The organism is Streptomyces sp. NBC_00390, from assembly GCF_036057275.1.
GTDB lineage: Bacteria > Actinomycetota > Actinomycetes > Streptomycetales > Streptomycetaceae > Streptomyces.
This window is the reverse complement of sequence record NZ_CP107945.1, coordinates 2,123,398-2,144,147: the sequence shown is the minus strand read 5'-3', so window position 1 is coordinate 2,144,147 and position 20,750 is coordinate 2,123,398. Positions and strand designations below refer to the sequence as shown.

Here is a 20,750-nt window from a genome sequence, read left to right as displayed (position 1 = left end):
GGCCACGTTCTTTCTGAGGTAGTTCTGAAGTAATCCGGTCTCGTCCGAGCACTCGTCACACCTCGTCGAACTCGGCGTCGATCATTTGCAGGATTTCCATCGCGGAGGTGGCCGCCTCGATCTGGGCCAGGTCGTTGTCGAGCTGCTCGTTGTCGGTGAGCGTGGTCAGCAACGTGCGCAGGCGACCAGCCACGCGCTGTTTCTCACCGTCCGCGATCCCGGCGAGCATGTCCTCGAGCTTGTTCAGCTCCTGGTCGATCGGTGCTTCGGCGACGGTTCCGGCCACCTTGGTCAGCAAGAGCTTGGTGATCGCCGCCGAGCTCGGGTGATCGAAGACCATCGTCGAAGGCAGTCGCAGGCCGGTGGCCCGGGTGAGCCGGTTGCGCAGCTCGACCGCGCTCAGGGAGTCGAAGCCGAGCTCCTGGAACGCGCGTACGGGGTCGATGGCCCCGGGCGACGCGTGTCCGAGAACCCCCGCGACCTGGGCCTGGACGAGCTGGAGCACGATGCCTTCCCGGTCGGCGTCCGCCACACCGGCCAGCCGCTGCGCCAGCGATTCGTTCGTTTCCGTACGACTTGCCGACGTACGCACCAGTCCGCGCATCAACGCGGGCAGCACACCCGCCCGCGCCTGCGCCCGCAGCGCGGCCAGGTCGAGCCGCACCGGCGCCAGCAGCGCCGCATCGATCCCAAGGGCCTGGTCGAACAGCTTCAGCCCGAGGTCGGCGGGGATCGCGCCGACTCCCATGCGCTCAAGCCGCGCGATCTCGGCTTCGGCCAGTTCACCGGACATGCCGCCGGCGTCGGACCAGAGGCCCCAGGCCAGCGAGGTCGCGGGCAGACCTTCGGCGCGGCGCTTCGCGGCGAGTGCGTCCAAAGAGGCGTTGGCCGCGGCGTAGTTGGCCTGCCCCGGCGTGCCGATCAGGGCCGCGACCGAGGAGAAGAGGACGAACGCCGACAGGTCCATGTCCGCGGTCAGCTCGTGCAGGTGCCACGCCGCGTCGACCTTCGGGCGCATGACGCGCTCGATCTGCTCAGGTGTCATCGCGTCGATGACACCGTCGTCCAGCACACCCGCCGCATGCACGACCGCCGACAGCGGCTGCTCCAACGTACCGAGCAGACGGGCCAGTTGTTCCCGGTCCGATACGTCACACGCCTCGACGCGTGCCGTGGCGCCGAGCCCCTCCAGTTCGGCGACGAGCTCCGCGACACCCCCGGCCGCCGCACCACGACGACTCACCAGCATGAGGTCACGGACACCGTGGCGCTCCGCCAGATGCCGGGCGAACAGTGCACCCAGACCACTGGTACCACCAGTGATCAGCACCGTCCCGGACGGATCCAGCACCGTGCCCTCGGCCGCCGCACCCGCGCGGCCCAGCCGCGGCGCCAGCAGCCGGCCGGCCCGCACGGCGAGCTGCGGCTCGTCGGAGCCGAGCACCTTGGCCCAGTCCGGCTGCTCACCGTCGACGTCCACGAGCACGAACCGGCCCGGATGTTCCGACTGGGCACTGCGCACCAGACCCCACACCGGAGCCAGCGCCACGTTCACTGTCTCGGCACCTACGGCGACCGCCTTACGGGTCACCAGTGCGAGGCGAGCCTCACTCAGCCGCTCACTCTCCAGCCAACGCTGCACCAGAGCCAAGGTGTTCACCGCCACCGTTGACGCCGCCTCGGCCACATTGGCGGCGCCACCCGGGGACTCGACCGTGACGAGCACCATCTCGGGTGTGCCCATGCCGTCGGCCAGGGCCTTCTCCAGCGCGTCCAGGTCTTCGAACCGCTCGCCGGGCGCCACCAGGTCACCGAGTACGGCCACCCGAACCGATGCGGACGGCGCGGCCGTGACCTCTGCCCAGTTGAGCTGGAACAGGGAGTTGCGGTGGGCGCGCTGCCCGCTCTCCAGCTGCGCCTGCTCCACGGGGCGCAGGTCGAGTCGCGCCATGTGCAGTACCGGTTCGCCGTGCTCGCCTGTGATGTCGATGCGGAACGCGGACTCATTCGTCGGAGCGATCCGCACCCGCGCCCTCGAGGGGCGGGTCTGCCCGAGCCTTACGCCCGACCAGGAGAACGGCAGGTCGACCGCGGATCCCGCTTCCTTGCCGAGCAGCACACCGTGGAGTGCAGCGTCGAAGAGGGCCGGGTGGATGCCGAAGCCTTCACCACCGGTGTCACCGGGCAGTTCCACCTCGACGTAGATCTGATCGCCGTCGCGCCAGGCCGCGCGCACGCCCTGGAACATCGGTCCGTAGTCGTAGCCGAGGTCGGCCAGGCCTGCGTAGAGATCGTCCACGGGAAGCCGCTCAGCTTGTGCGGGTGGCCATTCGGTGGGCCAGTCCGCGAGGGGTTCGGCCTCGGGGGCGAGCAGGCCGCGGGCGTGGCAGGTGGTCTCTGCCTGCTCGTCGTCCTCGCCGTTCTCCTGGCGGGTGTAGATCGCCACCTCACGGCGCCCGTCCTCAGCAGCCGAACCAAGCGTGACCTGGACCTGAACCGCGACGCCCTCCTCGAGCAGCAGCGGCGCCTCCATCACCAATTCATCCAGCACCGGAGCCTCGGCCTGGCGGCCGGCGGTGAGAGCGAGTTCGACCAGTGCGGTCCCGGGCACGATCACCGTGCCCAGTACGACGTGGTCGCGTGTCCAGGGCTGGGTGTCGGTGGACAGTCGTCCGGTCAGGACCCATTCGTCACGGTCGCCGACCTGGACCGCGGCCGACAGGATCGGGTGCCCGATCCGGCTCTGCCCGGCTGCCGCCACGTCACCGTTGCCGGTGCCCGGAGTCAGCCAGTACCGCTCACGCTGGAACGCGTAGGTCGGCAGGGCGGTGTGTGCGGCTCCCGTGTCCTTGTAGTACGCCGTCCAGTCCATGTCGACGCCGGCGAGGTGGGCCTGTCCCAGGAATCCGGCAAAGGTCTGCGTCTCGGACTGCTTGGCCCGCAGTGCGGGCACGAGGACCGCGTCAGCGGTCTTGTCCAGCTCGTCGAGGGTTTGGCGTGCCATCGCGGTGAGTACGCCGTCGGGGCCGAGTTCGAGGAAGCGGCGAACACCCAGGTTCCACAACGACGTCACGCCGTCGGCGAACCGGACTGCCTGGCGCACATGCCGTACCCAGTACGAGGGGTCTGTGAGCTCGTCGGAGACCGGAGCGCCGGTCACGTTCGATACGACGGCGATGCGGGGGTTGGAGTACGACAGGCCTTGGGCGATCTGTTCGAAGTCGGCCAGCATGGGTTCCATGCGCGGTGAGTGGAAGGCGTGGCTGACCCGCAGCCGGGTGGTCTTGCGTCCGTGCCAGGCGGGGAGCCATTCGTCCACTGCGTCGGCGTCGCCGGAGACGACGACCGCGCGCGGTCCGTTGACCGCGGCGATCTCCAGCCGGCCCACAAAGCCCGTCAGTGACTGGGCGACTTCGGTCTCGTCGGCCTGTACGGCGACCATGGCGCCGCCTTCGGGCAGGGCACCCATCAGCCGGCCACGCGCCGCCACCAGGGCACACGCGTCCGCGAGCGACATCACACCCGCCACGTGGGCGGCCGCGATCTCTCCGACCGAGTGCCCGATCAGGTAGTCCGCACGGATGCCCAGTGACTCGACCAGGCGGAACAGTGCCACCTCGACGGCGAACAACGCGGCCTGCGTGTACTGGGTCGCATCCAGCAGCGCAGCCTCATCCGAACCCTCCTCGGCCTCCAGCAGGTCGCGCAGCGACCGGCCCAGCAGCGGATCCAGCCCGGCACACACCTCGTCCAGAGCGGCGGCGAACACCGGGAACTCCCCGGCCAGCTCCACACCCATACGAGCCCGCTGCGAACCCTGACCCGTGAACAGGAACGCCGTCCTACCGCCCACCACACGGCCCTCGACCACACCAGCCACCGGATCACCCGCAACCAGACCGGCCAACCGGGTCAGCAGTTCATCCCGATCCGAAGCCACCACAAGCGCCCGGTACTCGTGCTGCGCACGCGACACCACCGACGAGAACGCCGTGTCCGCGACCGACACCTCCGGCTCCGCCAGAAGGTGTGCCCGCAGACGCTCGGCCTGCTCCCGCAGCGCCGCCCCACTGCGCGCCGACAGCAGCACCGGCACCGCACCCAGCGGCCGGGACGGCTGATCCGACTGCTCGGCCGGCTCCTGGGCCGGTGCTTCCTCCAGAATCACGTGCGCGTTCGTCCCACTGATCCCGAACGACGACACGGCCGCGCGGCGCGGACGCTCCGAGGAGGGCCACTCCCGCGCCTCCGTCAGCAGCTCCACCGCACCCGCCGACCAGTCCACGTGCGGCGACGGTTCGTCCACATGCAGCGTCCGGGGCAGCACCCCGTTCCGCATCGCCATGACCATCTTGATCACACCGCCCACACCAGCCGCGGCCTGGGTGTGTCCGATGTTCGACTTGATCGAGCCCAGCCACAGCGGACCGTTCTCGCGCTCCCGGCCATACGTCGCCAGCAGCGCCTCGGCCTCGATCGGGTCACCCAACGTCGTACCCGTGCCGTGGCCCTCGACCGCGTCGATCTCGGAAGGCCGCAGGCCGGCGTTGGCCAGCGCCTGGCGGATGACCCGCTCCTGCGAGGGACCGTTCGGCGCCGTCAGGCCGTTGCTCGCACCGTCCTGGTTCACCGCGCTGCCCCGCACCAGGCCCAGAATCCTGTGCCCCTTGCGGCGCGCGTCCGACAGCCGCTCCAGCAGGAGCAGGCCCGCGCCCTCGGCCCAGCCCGTGCCGTCGGCAGCCGCCGCATACGACTTGCAGCGGCCGTCCGCCGAGATCGCGCGCTGCCGGCTGAACTCGACAAAGATGCTCGGCCGGGCAAGGACCGTGACACCACCTGCGAGCGCCAGCGAACACTCTCCCGAGCGCAGGGACTTGGCGGCCAATGCGATCGAGACAAGGGATGACGAGCATGCCGTGTCCACTGTGACGGCCGGGCCCTCGAAGCCGAACGTGTAGCTGATCCGGCCGGACGCGACACTGGCCGCGGAGGCGATCGTCAGGTAGCCCTCGATCTCGGGCCGCCGGTCGCTCGTCCCGGCGACGTACTGGTAGTCCGAGTACATCAGGCCGCAGAAGACACCAGTGTCACTGCCCCGCAGCGACGTCGGGTCGATGCCCGCGTCCTCGAACGCCTCCCACGCCCCCTCCAGCAGCAGCCGCTGCTGCGGGTCCGTCACCATGGCCTCACGAGGGCTCAGCCCGAAGAACTCCGCGTCGAACTCGTCCGCACCTTCGACGAACCCGCCCTCCCGGGTGTATGCGGTACCCGGGTTGTCGGGGTCCGGGTCGTAGAGCCGTCCAAGTTCCCAGCCGCGGCCTTCCGGGAACTGGGAAACTGCGTCCCGGCCCGATGCCACCAACTCCCACAGCTCCTCCGGCGAGGTCACCCCGCCGGGGTAGCGGCAGCTCATACCCACGATCGCCAACGGCTCGTTCGCCCGATCCATGAGCTGCTGGTTCTGTCGCCGGAGGCGTTCGGTCTCCTTGATCGACTTCCGGAGAGCCCCGACTATGTCGCTCTTGTCGGTGGACATTCCTACTCCTTCACGTCCGGGCACGAGACGACGGCCAAGTTCTGGACAGCTCTCATGACACGTTCTTCTTCCTCCTGACCGTCCGAATCAGGGATTCGGCAGGCCATGCCGCCAATCGGCACAGCAACCGCACCGTCACTGAGCCGTCCGTCAAAAAGGGTGTGCTCCACCGGGACAGCGGACCGCATCAGCGATCAGCCGCTCGACAAAAGCAGCCTTGTCAGAATGCCGCGACACGAAATAGTGCGACCCGATTCAAGACCAAATCGCTGTGCGGGCATTGAGGATTTGAGGGTGCCATTGGCGGCATGTCCACCGGCACCGATTTGCAGAGCGGCTCGGGCATCTGTCAGGCGGCTGTGTTTCTCCAAGTGCCGCATGACGCAGGTGCACGCCCGCTCTTCCCCGTTGTTCGTCTCATGCTCACGTCGCCTCGATCGCCGCCGTGGGAACCCAATCAACCACGGCGGAACAATCAGCAGCGATGGCTCCTCCGAACCACCGAACCCCCGTTCGTCCCCGTATTGGCGAGCTGGTCGCCGCTGAAAAGAGTATGTCCAACAGTCAGGCTCCAGTCAAAGATTGACCGGTCAAGTCCACCGAACACGTCGGTGAACTGTAGAACCTGCCTGCCGAGCAAGTGGAACTGACGCCGGCACACGCCAAATTCATGGCCTTGGCACTTCCCGACCCAGAACCCAGTACTGCCCGCCGCCGGCCTCGATCTCGCCAAGGCCCGTTGACGAACCGGAGGAGGAGTGGACCGCGGTACGGTCCACCTCCTCTGCAGCAACTCGCTGATCAGAAAAGGCCCTTGTCCCGAAGCTTCGTCGACACCTCGATGAAGTTGCTCAACTGCTCGTCGGTGTGCGCTGCGTTGATGATGATGCGCAGCACCGCTTGACCGCGCCGGGCCGCCGGATACAGGTACGGCGGAACCCGGATGCCCTCCTCGAGGTAGGCGTGGAAAAGCTCCACACACTTTCGCTCGTCACCGATCACGAGCGAGGAGAAACACGTCTCCGTGTCGGTGACCGGAAGTTCGGCGTCGAGGAGCATCTTGCGGAAATCGGCGACCTTCGCCAGATAGCCGTCGACGATCTCCGGCTCGTCGTACGCGAGCAGTTTGGTGATGTGGTCCGTACCGGCCGCAGCCGGCGCGGACATGCCCGCAGTGAACGATCCGGTGCCGGACAGCAGCTCGAAAGCAAGGATGGCGTCCTTGGGGCCGGCGATCAGTCCGCCCTCAAGGCCGACGGCCTTCTTCATCGACACCATGATGAAGTCGGCGCGCTGCATACCGGCGTACTCTTCGGCGAACTTGCGGTGCGGCGGGCCGTAGAGCAGGAACCCGTTGGCGTCGTCGACGAACGACACTGCACCGTAGCGCTGGCACACGTCGACCAGTTCGTGCATCGGCGCGACCGTTCCGTCGATGGAGAACACCGACTCCAGCACCACGACGACCCGCTTGCCCTGCAATCCCTTCAGAACCTCCTCGAGGCTCTCCACGGAATTGTGCTTGAACGAGAAGATCCGTTCACCGAATTTCAGGCCTTCCACCGACTTCCACAGCGACCAGTGCGCATCGCGGTCGAAGACGAAGACCACATCGCGGTTCACCATGGCCACGCCCGGCATGAACGAATGCGTCCCCGACATCGCGTTGATGAACCCGATGTTCGCGAGGGTGCCGGTCCCGAAGCTGATCGCCGCTTCCTTCTTCAGGTACGCGGCAATCGTGGCCTCCATCTCGATGTGCGCGGGAGAGACGCCCTGCACGGTACGGGACCCGCCGCTGGCCAGGCCGTACTTCTTGGTGGCGTCGAGCAGGCAGTTCATCACGTCGTCGCGGCGCTGGAGGTTCAGCATGTTCACCGACGCGAAGTTGGAGACCAACGTGTCGGTGCCGTGTATCGCGCCGGGAATGACGTCGGACACCGGCGGGCCGGTGATGCCGGCGGACCGGATGCCCTCGGAGAACTTGTCGAAATTCCAGCCAGGGAGGGTCGTCATCGTGAGCAGACCTCGCTTTCCTTCGTAAGCATGTGAATACCTGGGCCACACGTCCTGGAGCCGGACGTGGTGAATCCTCATCCGTGGACCTTCGCCCGCGGCCCCGCCGTCATGGCGGCGGGGCCGCGGGCTGCCCCGTTCGATCAGTTCAGGCCGGAGCCCGCGTACGTGGCCTCGGCGCTCGGGCCGCCGTTCGCCAGTTCGCGCAACCGGTCGAGCAGGCCCGCCTCGTGCAGGTCACCGATCGGGATCGAAGCCAGCATGGCGCGGATCTCGGCCTCCTCCGTCGGCTCGCTGCCGATCTCGGACGCCGGCTTCACCAAGGTGAGCAGGTGCTGCGTGATCGCCAGTGACGTCGGGTGGTCGAACACGAGGGTGGACGGCAGTTGCAGCGCGGTGAGCCGGGTGAGCCGGTTGCCGAGTTCGACCGCGCTGAGCGAGTCGAACCCGAGGGCCTGGAGCTCACGCTCCGGGTCGACCGTGTCCACTGCGTCGTGCCCCAACACCGCGGCGACCTGGGCGCGTACCAGATCCAGCACCACCCTTTCGCGGTCGGCCTCCGCCACACCGGCGAGCCGCTGGTCCAGCGACCGGCCGCCGTCCGGACCGCCGGCCGACGCACGCACCAGCCCACGCAGCAGTCCGGGCAGCATGCCTCCCGAGGCCTGACGGCGCAGGGCGGCGTTGTCGAGCCGTACCGGGGCCAGCAGCGCCGTATCCAGACCGAGCGCCTGGTCGAACAACTCCAGCCCGAGCGCGGCCGGGAGAGAGCGCACTCCCATCCGCTCAAGCCGTGCGATGTCGGCATCGTCCAGCTGAGCGGCCATACCTGCGTCGTTCGCCCACAGCCCCCACGCAAGCGAGGTGGCCGGGAGCCCGTCCGCGCGCCGTTGGGCGGCGAGCGCGTCGAGTGCCGCGTTGGCCGCCGCGTAGTTCGCCTGTCCCGGGCTGCCGATCAACGCCGCCACCGACGAGAACAGTACGAACGCCGACAGCCCCCGGTCCTTGGTGAGTTCGTGCAGATGCCAAGCCCCGTCGGCCTTCGGCGCCATGACCCGGTTCACCTGGTCCGGGGTCATCGACTCGACCACGCCGTCGTCCAGCAGACCAGCCGCGTGCACAACCGCGCTCACCGGCTCCTCCACCGAGTCCAGCACGCGCGCCACCTGGTCGCGGTCGGCCACATCGCATGCCTCGACCCGCACCTCGGCACCCGCGGACTCCAGCTCGGCCACCAGCTCAGCGGCGCCCTCGGCGTCCGGACCGCGCCGGCTCACCAGCACCAGTCGCCGAGCCTTGTGGCGTTCGACCAGGTGCCGGGCCAGCAGCGCACCCAGGCCACCCGTACCACCGGTGATCACAATGGTGCCGTCCAGATCCGGTGTCGTCGGGACGGTCAGCACCACCTTGCCGATGTTGCGGCCCTCGCGGAGGAAACGGAACGCCTCCTGGGCACTGCGCACATCCCAGGACCGAACCGGTCCGAGGTCGATCGCACCCTGCTCGAAGAGCGCGAGCAGTTCGCGCAGCATCTCCTGGATGCGGGCCGGTCCCGCCTCCATCAGGTCGAAGGCCCGGTACCGCACGCCCGGGTGCTCGCGCTCCACCGTGTCCGTGTCGCGGATGTCGGTCTTGCCGATCTCAAGGAACCGGCCGCCGCGCGGCAGCAGGTCCAAGGACGCGTCGACGTACTCACCGGCGAGCGAGTTCAGCACCACGTCGACGCCCTCGCCACCGGTCGCGTCCCGGAACGTCTCCCGGAACACCAGGTCGCGCGACGACGCGATCCGGTCGTCCGCGATGCCTCGGCTCAACAGGGCGTCCCACTTCGGCCGGCTCGCGGTCGTGAACACCTCGGCGCCGATGTGGCGGGCCAGTTGGACTGCCGCCGAGCCGACACCGCCGGCCGCGGCATGCACCAGCAGCCGTTCGCCGGCCTGCAGATCGGCGAGATCGAACAGACCGCGGTACGCGGTGAGGTACACGATGGGAACCGACGCCGCCTCGGCGAACGACCAGTCCGCCGGCATCGGGGCGAGCATCCGCCGGTCGGAGACCGCGACGGGCCCGAACGAGTCGGCGACCAGCCCGAACACCCGGTCACCCGGCGCCAGATCGGTGACCTCCGCACCGACTTCCAGTACGACGCCGGCAGCCTCGGTGCCCATGTCCGCCTCGCCGGGGTACATCCCGAGTGCGATCAGCACGTCACGGAAGTTCAGACCGGCGGCCCGCACCCCGATCCGCACGTCACCCGCGCCCAGCGGGCGGTCGCCGTCGGACGGGAGAATGGCCAGCCCGTCCAGCGATCCCTTGTTGGCTGCCGTCAGCCTCCACGCATCGTCCGGCAGCACTGCGGCCCTGGCCAGGCGCGGCACCGTCAACCGGCCCTCGCGCACGGCCAACTGCGGCTCGTCGTCGAGGGCGGCCACCGATCCCCACTCCGGTTCGTCACTGCCGTCGAGGTCGACGAGCACGAACCGGCCGGGGCGTTCGGACTGGGCACTGTGCACCATGCCCCACACGGCTGCCTGGGCGATGTCCGTACGTTCCGTACCGACCGCCACCGCACCACGGGTCACCACGACCAGCCGCGTATCCACCAGCCATTCGCTCACCAGCCACTGCTGAACCAACGTCAGAGCGTCCGCCGCGGCCTTGCGGGCAGCTGCGGCCGGGTCGCCGGCCGGGGTCTCGATCGAGGCCAGGACCAGCTCAGGCGCGGGCATACCCACGGCGACCTCGTCCTCCAGCGCGTACAGGTTGACGAACCGCTCTCCCGGGGCCTGAAGGTCGCCGAGTACCGCGAGGCGTACCTCTTGGGGTTCGGGGGCCGCGACCGTGGCCCAGTCGACCTGGTACAGGGACTGCTCGCTCTTGCGCGCCCGCCCGAGCTGCCCCGGCTCCACCGTGCGTACGGCGAGTTTGTCGACACTCACCACCAGCTCGCCGGTGTTGTCGATCATGACGATCCGCACCGCGGACTCACCGGCCGGGCTGACCCGCACCCGCACACTGGTCGCGCCGGTCCGGCCGAGCCGGATACCCGACCACGCGAACGGCAGCACCACCGGGTCACCGGGCCGGGTGTCGAGCATCCCGGTGTGGAGGGTGGCGTCGAACAGAGCAGGATGGATGCCGAATCCGGCACTCGGGGCGTTGTCGGGCAACGCCACCTCGGCGTATATGTCCTCGTCGGCCCGCCACACCGCACGCACATTCTGGAAGAGCGGCCCGTAGTCGAGGCCGTACTCGGTCAGCATCGGATACAGCCCGTCCACCGAGACCGCTTCGGCCCCGGCGGGGGGCCACTTGAGGTCCAGGTCCCTCTCAGGCTCCGATTCCCCGGTGAGCGCACCCCGAGCGTGGCAGATCAGCACCGAAGCGTCATCGTCGGCGGTCTCCGCACCGGACAGGACGGCGACCTCGCGGCGCCCGTCGGAGTCCGCCGGTCCGACCGTCACCTGGACCCGCCGTGCCGACCCCTCTTCCAGGATCAGCGGCGCCTGCAGGATCAGTTCCTCGAGCACCGGACTGCCGACTTGCCCACCGGCGGTCAGCGCCAGTTCGACCAGACCGGTGCCGGGGACGATGGTCACTCCGAGCACGACGTGGTCGCGTGTCCAGGGCTGGGTGTCGGTGGACAGCCGTCCGGTGAACACCCACTCGTCCCGGGTGCCGACCTGGACCGCCGCGGACAGGACCGGGTGTTCCAGCGGGGTCAGACCGAACGCCACCGCGTCGCCGGACTCACCGCCCGGAGCCTGCCAGTACCGCTCACGCTGGAACGCGTAGGTCGGCAGGGCGGTGTGTGCGGCTCCCGTGTCCTTGTAGTACGCCGTCCAGTCCATGTCGACGCCGGCGAGGTGGGCCTGTCCCAGGAAGGCGGCGAACGTGGTCGCCTCGGACTGCTTGGCCCGCAGTGCCGGTACGAGGACGGTGTCCTGCGTTCCGGTCTCGTCCAGCTCCTCCAGGGTTTGGCGTGCCATCGCGGTGAGTACGCCGTCGGGGCCGAGTTCGAGGAAGCGGCGAACACCCAGGTTCCACAACGACGTCACGCCGTCGGCGAACCGGACTGCCTGGCGCACATGCCGTACCCAGTACGAGGGGTCTGTGAGCTCGTCGGAGACCGGAGCGCCGGTCACGTTCGATACGACGGCGATGCGGGGGCTGGAGTACGAGAGTCCTTGGGCGACCTGTTCGAAGTCGGCCAGCATGGGTTCCATGCGCGGTGAGTGGAAGGCGTGGCTGACCCGCAGCCGGGTCGTCTTGCGTCCCTGCCAGGCGGGCAGCCATTCGTCCACTGCGTCGGCGTCGCCGGAGACGACGACCGCGCGCGGTCCGTTGACCGCGGCGATCTCCAGCCGGCCCACAAAGCCCGTGAGCGACTGGGCGACTTCGGTCTCGTCGGCCTGTACGGCGACCATGGCGCCGCCTTCGGGCAGGGCACCCATCAGCCGTCCACGCGCCACCACCAGGGCACACGCGTCCGCGAGCGACATCACACCTGCCACGTGGGCGGCCGCGATCTCTCCGACCGAGTGCCCGATCAGGTAGTCCGCACGGATGCCCAGTGACTCGACCAGGCGGAACAGTGCCACCTCGACGGCGAACAACGCGGCCTGCGTGTACTGGGTCGCATCCAGCAACCCAGCCTCATCCGAACCGGACTCCGCCTCCAGCAGGTCGCGCAGCGACCGGCCCAGCAGCGGATCCAGCCCGGCACACACCTCGTCCAGAGCGGCGGCAAACACCGGGAACTCCCCGGCCAGCTCCACACCCATACGAGCCCGCTGCGAACCCTGACCCGTGAACAGGAACGCCGTCCTACCGCCCACCACACGGCCCTCGACCACACCAGCCACCGGATCACCCGCAACCAGACCGGCCAACCGGGTCAGCAGTTCATCCCGATCCGAAGCCACCACAAGCGCCCGGTACTCGTGCTGCGCACGCGACACCACCGACGAGAACGCCGTGTCCGCGACCGACACCTCCGGCTCCGCCAGAAGGTGTGCCCGCAGACGCTCGGCCTGCTCCCGCAGCGCCGCCCCACTGCGCGCCGACAGCAGCACCGGCACCGCACCCAGCGGCCGGGACGGCTCATCCGACTGCTCGGCCGGCTCCTGGGCCGGTGCTTCCTCCAGAATCACGTGCGCGTTCGTCCCACTGATCCCGAACGACGACACGGCCGCGCGGCGCGGGCGGTCGGTGGCGGTCCAGTCCCGGGCCTCGGTCAGCAGCTCGACCGCACCGGACTGCCAGTCGATGTGTGGCGACGGTTCGTCCACATGCAGCGTCCGGGGCAGCACCCCGTTCCGCATCGCCATGACCATCTTGATCACACCGGCCACACCCGCGGCAGCGGACGTGTGCCCGATGTTGGACTTGATGGAGCCCAGCCACAGCGGATCGGCCGCCCGCTCCCGGCCATACGTCGCCAGCAGCGCCTGCGCTTCGATCGGGTCACCCAACGTGGTGCCGGTGCCGTGGCCCTCCACCGCGTCCACGTCCGCCGGAGTCAACCCCGCGTTTGCCAGCGCTGCCCGGATCACCCGCTCCTGCGACGGACCGTTCGGCGCCGTCAGACCGTTGCTCGCACCGTCCTGGTTCACCGCGGTGCCGCGGATCACGGCCAGCACGTTGTGACCCTTGCGCCGCGCGTCCGACAGCCGCTCCAGCACGACGAGACCGACGCCCTCGGAGAAGCCGGTACCGTCGGCGGCCGCCGCGTACGACTTGCAGCGGCCGTCGGCGGAGAGCCCGCGCTGCCGGCTGAACTCCACGAACAGGAAGGGCCCGGACAGCACGGTCGCACCGCCGACCAGGGCCATCGAGCACTCGCCGGAGCGCAGGGACTGCGCCGCCAGATGCAGTGCCACCGCCGACGAGGAGCACGCCGTGTCCACCGACACCGCCGGCCCTTCCAGGCCCAGGGCGTAGGAGATGCGGCCGGACGCCACACTCGAAGACTTGCCCGTCAGCCGGTACCCCTCCAGTTCCGGCGCCGGTCCGCTGCCGTAGTCGGAGCTGGTCACACCGCAGAAGACACCGGTGTCGCTACCGGACAGGGATGTCGGGTCGATCCCCGCGTTCTCCAGCGCCTCCCACACCACCGGCAGCATCAGGCGCTGCTGTGGATCCATCGCCAGGGCCTCGCGAGGACTCACGCCGAAGAACTCGGCGTCGAAGTCGGCCACCGAATCGAGGAAGCCGCCGCCCTGGTTGTAGAACTTCCCGGGCTGGTCCGGGTCCGGGTCGTAGAGCCGCTCCAGGTCCCAACCGCGGTCGGTCGGCAGCTCGGAGACCGCGTCACGCCCCGACGCCACCAGCTCCCACAGCTCCTCCGGGGAGGTGACTCCCCCCGGATAGCGGCAGCTCATTCCCACGATCGCCAGCGGTTCGCTCATCCGGTCCAGGATGCGGTGCTTGTCCTGGCGCAGCCGGTCGTTCTCCTTGAGCGATTTCCGGAGCGCCTCGACGAGTTCCTTCTCATCGATGGGCATGTTTCTGGGCTCCTCCAAGTCAGCGCCCCGGGGGGCGGATTGATCGTCACCCCGGGGAGGGGCGGACAGAACGCCTCAGCTGTGTGTGCCGGCCATGGCCGGCGTCTTCTCGTCGGTGGTGGTGTCCGATTCGCTGATGCCGAACCGGTCGTGGATCCGCTTCAGCGGAGCCGGGGCCCACCAGTTGGCGTTGCCCAGCAGCCGCATGAACGCGGGTACGAGCACACCGCGGACCAACGTCGCGTCGAGCAGGACCGCCAGGGGCAGGCCGATTCCCAGTCCCTTTACGTAGCTGATGCTCGAGAACGTGAGCCCGACGAATGCCAGGGCGAGCAACAGTGCCGCGTACGTCACGACCCGGCCGGTACGTTCCAGGCCGACCGCGACCGCCTCTTCGTTCCGGCCGGTCCTGCGGTACTCCTCCGTGATGCGCGACAGAATGAACACCGCGTAGTCGAGCGACAGCGCGAACGCGATCGCGATCACGACGATGGGCACGAGCCAGGTGAGCGCCCCGGTGACGACGAAGTCGCCCACGAGCCACTGCAGATGGCCCTCTTGGAGGATGTACACCAGCGCGCCGAAGGTCGCCGACAGGCTCAGCGCGCTCAGCAGGATCGCCTTTATCGGCAGCAGGATGCTTCCCGTCAGCAGGAACAGCAGGATGAAGCTGCCGATCCCCAGGATGGCCAGCGCAATCGGCAACCGGTCGCCCAGCACGTCGAAGGTGTCGACCGAGACAGCCGGCGTGCCGCCGACAATGATCTCGAACGGCGCTGAGGCGTCACGTACGGTGCGGACCAGCTGCGCGGCCTCGTCACCATAGGGGTCGACGTCGAGCACCAACGACAGATACGTGTCGCCGCTGGTGGCGAACCGCTTCGAGGTGGGATCCGGCTCCACCACCTTCCGCCCGTCGCTGTAGCCGCCGGTGAGTGCGTCCACCCTGGCGACCGCCTCGTACTGCGAGAGCCGCTTCGCGTACTCGTCGATGTCTGATGTACGAGTAGTGGGATTCCCGACCCCCGACGCCACCACCTGCAGCGTGTCCTGTTCGCGGTTGTCGAACTTGTCCCGGACGGCCGAGGCGACCTGCGCCGACTGCGCCGTGGGCGGCAGGATCTGCTCGTCGGGCAGCCGCACCTTCATGTCCAGCGCCGGAGAGGCGAGGAACGTCATGAAGGCCAGCACCGCCAGGAGGAGCGGCACCGGGCGGCGCATCACGAACATCGCGAGCTTGTGCCAGAAGCCCTCGCTGTCGGCACGGGCGGCGGTGCGCTTGCGGCCGCGACGCCCGAGGACCCGGTCCGGCCCCATCCAGACCAGCAGGGCGGGCACCAACAGCAGCGTGGCGGCGGCGGCGGTGAGACCAGTGAGTACGGAGCCGATCGCCAGCGAGTGGAAGACCGTGAACGGCAGCGCCAGCATGGAACCGAGGGCCACGGCCAGGGTGGTCGCGGAGAAGAGCACGGTACGTCCGACGGTCCGCATCGTCGTGCGGATGGCATCAGGCACCGCGGCGCCGTCGGTGAGTTCTTCTCGGTACCGGGTGATGAAGAGCAGGCTGTAGTCGATGGCCAGGCCCAGGCCGAGGAACGTGGCGACGATGGTCACCATGTCCGCCGTCTCGACGAAGAACGTGATGACGAACAGCAGTCCCGTCACCACGAGCGTCGTGGAAATCGCGACCGCCAGCGGCAGGAGCGCGGCAAGGAAGCTGCCGAATATCAGCACCAACAGCACGAGCACGACGGGAAGGAAGAAGGCCTCGGCCTTCAGCGAGTCGTCGGCCGCAGTCTCGAGGTTCTCCAGCCACATGAGGCCGGCGCCGCCGAGTTTGACCTTGAGTCCGTGTGACGTCCCCGAGTAGGTCTTCTTCAGCTCCTTGGCGCGGTCCTGCACCGTGTCGAAGTCGCCGGCGATGCGTCCGAGCACCAGCGCTTGCTTCTTGTCCTTGCCGCGCAGCGCGGAGGATTCCGTCGTCCAGTAGGAGACGACGTCGCTGACGCCCTCCTCGGCGGCGACCTGCTTGGTCAGTGCGGCACCGGCCGCGGCCACTTCGGCAGCGTCGACCCCGCGCGCATCCTCCACAAGGATCACGAGGTTCGGTGGTCCCTGCTCGAACCGGTCCTCGAGGGCCTCGGCGGCGCGCGCGGATTCGGTCGACGGGCTCTCGTAACCACCCAGGGTGAGCCGCGACGTGAGCCCTGCACCGAGAGCCGCGAAGGCGAGCGCCGCGATCAACGTGATCAGCAGGACCCGCTTGGGCCTGTTGATCGCGAGGTCGGCGATTCGGTTCAACAACTGACACTCCTCGGATCGCGGCGCGAGGAGCACTCACGCGAAACGTACGACATTCGGAACCCTGACCCTCTGTTGGTGGATGCACGGCAGCCTTCGGGCTGCCTCAGCCTCGCGAATCTCAAGTACAGAGCCCCCGGGCGCCCGACTGGATACACATCGGTTCCGAAACCGCCGGTCACCTGGGCGTGACCGCGCGCACCACATGGGGCGTCCTCGGTGTCGGTCACGACGTCGGTGGCAGTGGACGTTTTCCGGACGAGCTCGACCGCGGTGGTCGCAGCATCGACTCGGCGGCCGAAGAGTCGGTATACGATGCCGTCGAGCGAGGAGAGCCACACCGTCCGTGTGCTGTGGCGACAGAGCACAGGCAACTGCGCGCCAAGGGCCAGGCGTTGCTGGCGCTGCACCAGCACGTCGCGGATCCGGCGCGCAAGCACGGCCTCAAGCGCCGCTCGAGCAACGCCTGTTGGGCTGAGGACGAGACCCCGGGTGCTTCCAGAGTCTGGGTGATCACGTGTCGCCGGTCATGTATGCGGCGGCCGGGGCTGGTCGATCGCGACGTTGCGGCCGGCGCGGTCCTGGAGACGTCGTCGCGGAAGGTGACGTCCCGGACGAAGTGGAGCCGATCCTCGATGAGCCCCTACCAGACGCGCGGTCACAGCGCCCCTGCGCCGCGAGCCGCGGGCGTTCTGGTCATCCATCACCACGACGTCGGTACCGGCCGGGTCGCATCCCGGCGTATCGGCCAGAACGGTGGTCGCGCCGTGCTCCGTTGTCCGCGCGGCGGCCCGACAGGCCATCGTCACATTGCCGTGGCCACCACATCTATTCGGTCAGCAAAGCTCTGAAGCCGTGCTGGGCGAGGCCCTCGATCGGTTTCGCGGGTTCGCCGAAGGGTACGAATTGCTCGCCGCAGCGATCGCCTCACCCATGCGGCCCCTGTTCCCCTGAAACTGTGCGAACGCTGGACCCCCGTCTACCCACTGAACGTTATATTCGAGGGTTCAACCAACTGCACACCAACTCCTACGTCAGCGGAGAGATCAGTGAATGAGAGTGACGGCCACACGGAAGAAGCCTCCGATGAAGCAGTGCTCCGCAGGCTTGCGGATGCTATTGGGCCGTGCCCCGAGAGGGTGACGGAGAGCGTGAAGGCTTTATTTCAAGTTTTAAGCACTCAGCGAAAAGCAGATGGGCGCTCCATCGCGAAGGACCGCGGCCCTGTCTCCTTGAGCTGATCAAAGGGCGCACCGGATATTTCGGAGCGTTGGGCCTGACGCCGGCCGAGCCCGCTCCACATGCTTCAGGCGCCGCGCCCTGGCAGAGCCGACCAAGTCCGCGCGAACCCGGCGCGGCGCTGACTTCGTCGTACGGCTTCGGTTCTCCCGGCTTCCGCCAGGGCGGACCTCCATGAGCCGATGCTGCGGCGCATCGTTCAGCCGTTCCCGTTCCATGCATTCCCGAGGCTTGCGGCCGAGCGTTTCGAGTCGGCAGGAAGCTGCCGGCGCCCCTGGGCTGCCGCGAGCGACGGCTGTGGACGGAGGAGCCGACCGCAAGGAAATGACGGTCGCAGGGCCGTCGTCGACCGGGCATTGGTGCTGGACGTGACGGCTGAACAGGCAGCCGGTGCAATACCGATCTCTCCTCATTGACCGGCCCGTTGGTGCGACTTCCCAGCCGGCCGGGACTTCGGGGCTGTCCGCGTGGGGCCATTGGCCGAGCGGGCGGGTATGCGCTCCGGGCTGCCCCTCTGGGTCCTCGTGGAGGCATTCCAGGGACGTGACCCGCAGCTGCGGGGCCCTGTGGAGGGGTACGGACGGGACGCTGCCGATGGCTTCCGCACCGGCCGGCACTGCGTCGATCCCTGAACCCCGCCGGCGCGGCAGTGCACCGGGAGATCGGCTGCTCACCCGTCCACGTCTCCGCCGGCCCCCTTGGTGAATTGCATCCAAGTGACCTGTATCCCCAGCGGTGTTCGCGGGCTCTTCATGGTGTCCGGTCATCTCAGCCTCGACAGCACGAGAGTAGTTGAAAACGCGACCATGCCGCGCGTCCGGGAGGAGGGGGAGCAGGTTTGGCCAGAGAGAAGAACGGCGGCGCCGGTGTGGCACCTGGCCCCGGCCACCCGGGGCGAGGAGAAGGACGGGTCGCCCACTCCGGCTTGCTCGACCCACTGGGCGACCTGGCGCGTCACCCCCATCTGATGTCCGATCACCAGTGATCCACGAAATCCAGGGACGGAAATGAGCACTCTCAACACGACTCCCGCCGGCCGCTGCCCGATAGATCATTCTGCCAGGCGTCCTCCGATCACGATCCGAGCTGCTGATCTCCCGGCACCGAGCGCGCCGGGAGCCTTGCAGACGTACCTTTTCACGAAGTACCAGACGGATTGGCTCGAGAAGGTCCGGGACAAGCTCGGTCACCGGTTCAAGCTGCAGCTCAGGCCCGGTCCCGACATGTATGTCATTTCCGACCCGGTGGATGTCAGGGAAATGTTCCACGCGTCTCCCGACGTCCTGCACACCAGCAACGGCAACGATGTCTCCAGGAAGTTCTTCGGCAGGACCGGCCTAGCCTTCCTCGACGGGGACGAGCACAAGGTCAGGCGCAAGGAACTGCTGCCGAGCTTCAAGGGCACGGCGTATCAGCGAATCAAGGCCGCGATCGAGGAAATGGCCGAGCGGGACATCCCGAACTGGCCACAGAACAAGGTGATGCCGCTGCGGCCGGTCATCCATCGGTTCACCGTCGAGGTGATCCGCGAGGTCGTCTTCGGCAAGGTCGTTCCTTCGCGCTGGAACGAACTGATCGAAGAGATCATGGGTGTGGTGGAGCTCAACAACCACATGACGGCGGCATTCCCGCTGGAGCAGATGTCGCGCTTTTCGAACTGGGTGATCAAGTCGATACCGAGCACCGGCCTGGCCCCCTTCCTGAAGCACCGGCGCCGCGCGGACGAACTGCTCTTCGAGGCCTTCAACGAGCGTCGGGCGATCGGCCAGCTCGGCGACGACCTGCTGTCGATGATGCTCAACATCGAAGTCGACGGCCGCAAGCTGACCGATGTGGAACTGCGCGACGAAATCATGACGTTGTTCCTCGCGGGTACGGAGACGACTGTGTCGTCCGTCGCATGGGCGCTCGAGTACCTGAGCCGGTTCCCCGTCGAACTCGAGCGTCTGCGGGACGAGATCGACGCGGGCGAGACCGATGACTACCTCGAGGCGGTCTGCTACGAGGTGCTGCGCCTCCGCCCGCCGCTGCCACTGCTCATGCCCCGTGAGGTGATGGCCCCGATCCAGATCGGCGGCGTGTACTACGAGCCCGGCGACATCGTGTGGGCGAGTGCGCATCTGCTGAGCACTGATCCGCACAACTTCGAGGAGCCCAAGGCGTTTCGCCCCGAGCGGTATCTCAACGTCAAGCTGGATCTGAGCGCCTGGGCCCCGTTCGGAGGCAACATCACCCGTTGCCCCGGCGACAAGATCGCGATCGACGAGATGAAGAGCGTGCTGCGCGTCGTCCTCACTCACTTTGATCTGCACCGGCCCGACAAGACGCCGGAGCGGGTGCACCACCGGGGAATCCTCATCAAGCCTGAGCACGGTGCTCGCATGGCGCTCCGAGCCCGCACCAGGAAGGCTGTCGCTGTATGAGGATTCCGAACGACATGTATACCGCCCGGCCCTGGCGTATCCATGAGTTCACACAGGACTTCACACTCGAGGACGTGTGGGCACTGCCGACGCCGGGCGGGCCGGACGATCTGCCGCGACTGGTGAAGCAGTTCACTTCGGACGACGACTCAGAGATGTCCGCTGCCGTGCTTCGCGTCCTGTTCGCGATTCGCTGGAAGCTCGGTGCGCTGTTCCGCCTGGACCGATCCGAAGACGGCGTCGGCAAACGAGTGGCGTCGCTGCGTGACCGGTTGCCGGACGATCTGCGCGACGGGCCACGCGGACCCGACTTCGCGGTGGTCCCACTCCGTTCCATCTATCAGGCCGAGACGGAGTGGGCGGCCGAAATGGCCAACAAGACCGTGCACGTGGTGATGCACATCGGTTGGGTACCGGACGGGTCCGGCGGCTATCGCGGCGAGATGGCCGCGTTGGTGCGACCCAACGGATGGTTCGGGAAGGCCTATATGGCCGGAATCACGCCGTTCCGGCGCACATTGGTGGTTCCCTCTCTCGTTCGCGGGATCGGCCGCAACTGGTCGAAGTACGCCTGATGTCACCCGGATTCGACGGCTCGGCGACAGACAGACGTCGCCGAGTTCGTAGAGATGCTCCGGACCGTCGCCGACAGCCCGTCTTCGATGCGGCGCACACCAACGAGCAGGTGGACTCCGCGGTCTTCACCAGCCGCCGAGTCCATATGTGCTT

6 protein-coding genes are annotated in these 20,750 nt (G+C 68.1%); 2 read left to right on the top strand and 4 right to left on the bottom strand.

Annotated features, from left to right (window positions below; all coding sequences use genetic code 11):
- Nucleotides 1-55: 55 nt before the first annotated feature.
- The 4 genes from OHS70_RS08860 to OHS70_RS08845 form a co-directional block, all read right to left on the bottom strand.
- Complete coding sequence (locus tag OHS70_RS08860; protein WP_443062580.1) at nucleotides 56-5,560, bottom strand: type I polyketide synthase; 5,505 nt, start codon at nucleotides 5,558-5,560, stop codon at nucleotides 56-58.
- A gap of 777 nt (nucleotides 5,561-6,337) precedes the next feature.
- Nucleotides 6,338-7,552: an aminotransferase class I/II-fold pyridoxal phosphate-dependent enzyme gene (locus OHS70_RS08855; protein WP_328395445.1), complete on the bottom strand. Its 1,215-nt coding sequence runs from the start codon at nucleotides 7,550-7,552 to the stop codon at nucleotides 6,338-6,340.
- A 143-nt stretch (nucleotides 7,553-7,695) separates the two neighbouring features.
- Nucleotides 7,696-14,058, bottom strand: a complete 6,363-nt coding sequence (locus OHS70_RS08850) for a type I polyketide synthase (protein ID WP_328395443.1) — start codon at nucleotides 14,056-14,058, stop codon at nucleotides 7,696-7,698.
- Between the two features lie 75 nt (nucleotides 14,059-14,133).
- Entirely contained in the window at nucleotides 14,134-16,359 is a 2,226-nt protein-coding gene (locus OHS70_RS08845) for an MMPL family transporter (RefSeq protein ID WP_328395441.1), read from the bottom strand.
- A gap of 2,360 nt (nucleotides 16,360-18,719) precedes the next feature.
- On the opposite strand from OHS70_RS08845, the gene OHS70_RS08840 reads away from it, so the two are divergent.
- On the top strand, nucleotides 18,720-20,021 hold the full coding sequence (locus tag OHS70_RS08840) for a cytochrome P450 (RefSeq protein ID WP_328395439.1): 1,302 nt from the start codon (nucleotides 18,720-18,722) through the stop codon (nucleotides 20,019-20,021).
- The gene (locus OHS70_RS08835; protein ID WP_328395437.1) at nucleotides 20,018-20,596 is read left to right on the top strand and encodes a DUF2867 domain-containing protein; all 579 of its coding nucleotides are present in this window, start codon (nucleotides 20,018-20,020) and stop codon (nucleotides 20,594-20,596) included. The genes OHS70_RS08840 and OHS70_RS08835 overlap by 4 nt, the downstream gene beginning before the upstream one ends.
- The last annotated feature ends 154 nt before the right edge of the window (nucleotides 20,597-20,750 follow it).

Excerpts from the sequence above, each read along its gene's own strand:
- OHS70_RS08855 (WP_328395445.1), bottom strand. The coding sequence starts at position 7,552 with ATGACGACCCTCCCTGGCTGGAATTTCGACAAGTTCTCCGAGGGCATC.
- OHS70_RS08850 (WP_328395443.1), bottom strand. The coding sequence starts at position 14,058 with ATGCCCATCGATGAGAAGGAACTCGTCGAGGCGCTCCGGAAATCGCTC.
- OHS70_RS08835 (WP_328395437.1), top strand. The coding sequence starts at position 20,018 with ATGAGGATTCCGAACGACATGTATACCGCCCGGCCCTGGCGTATCCAT.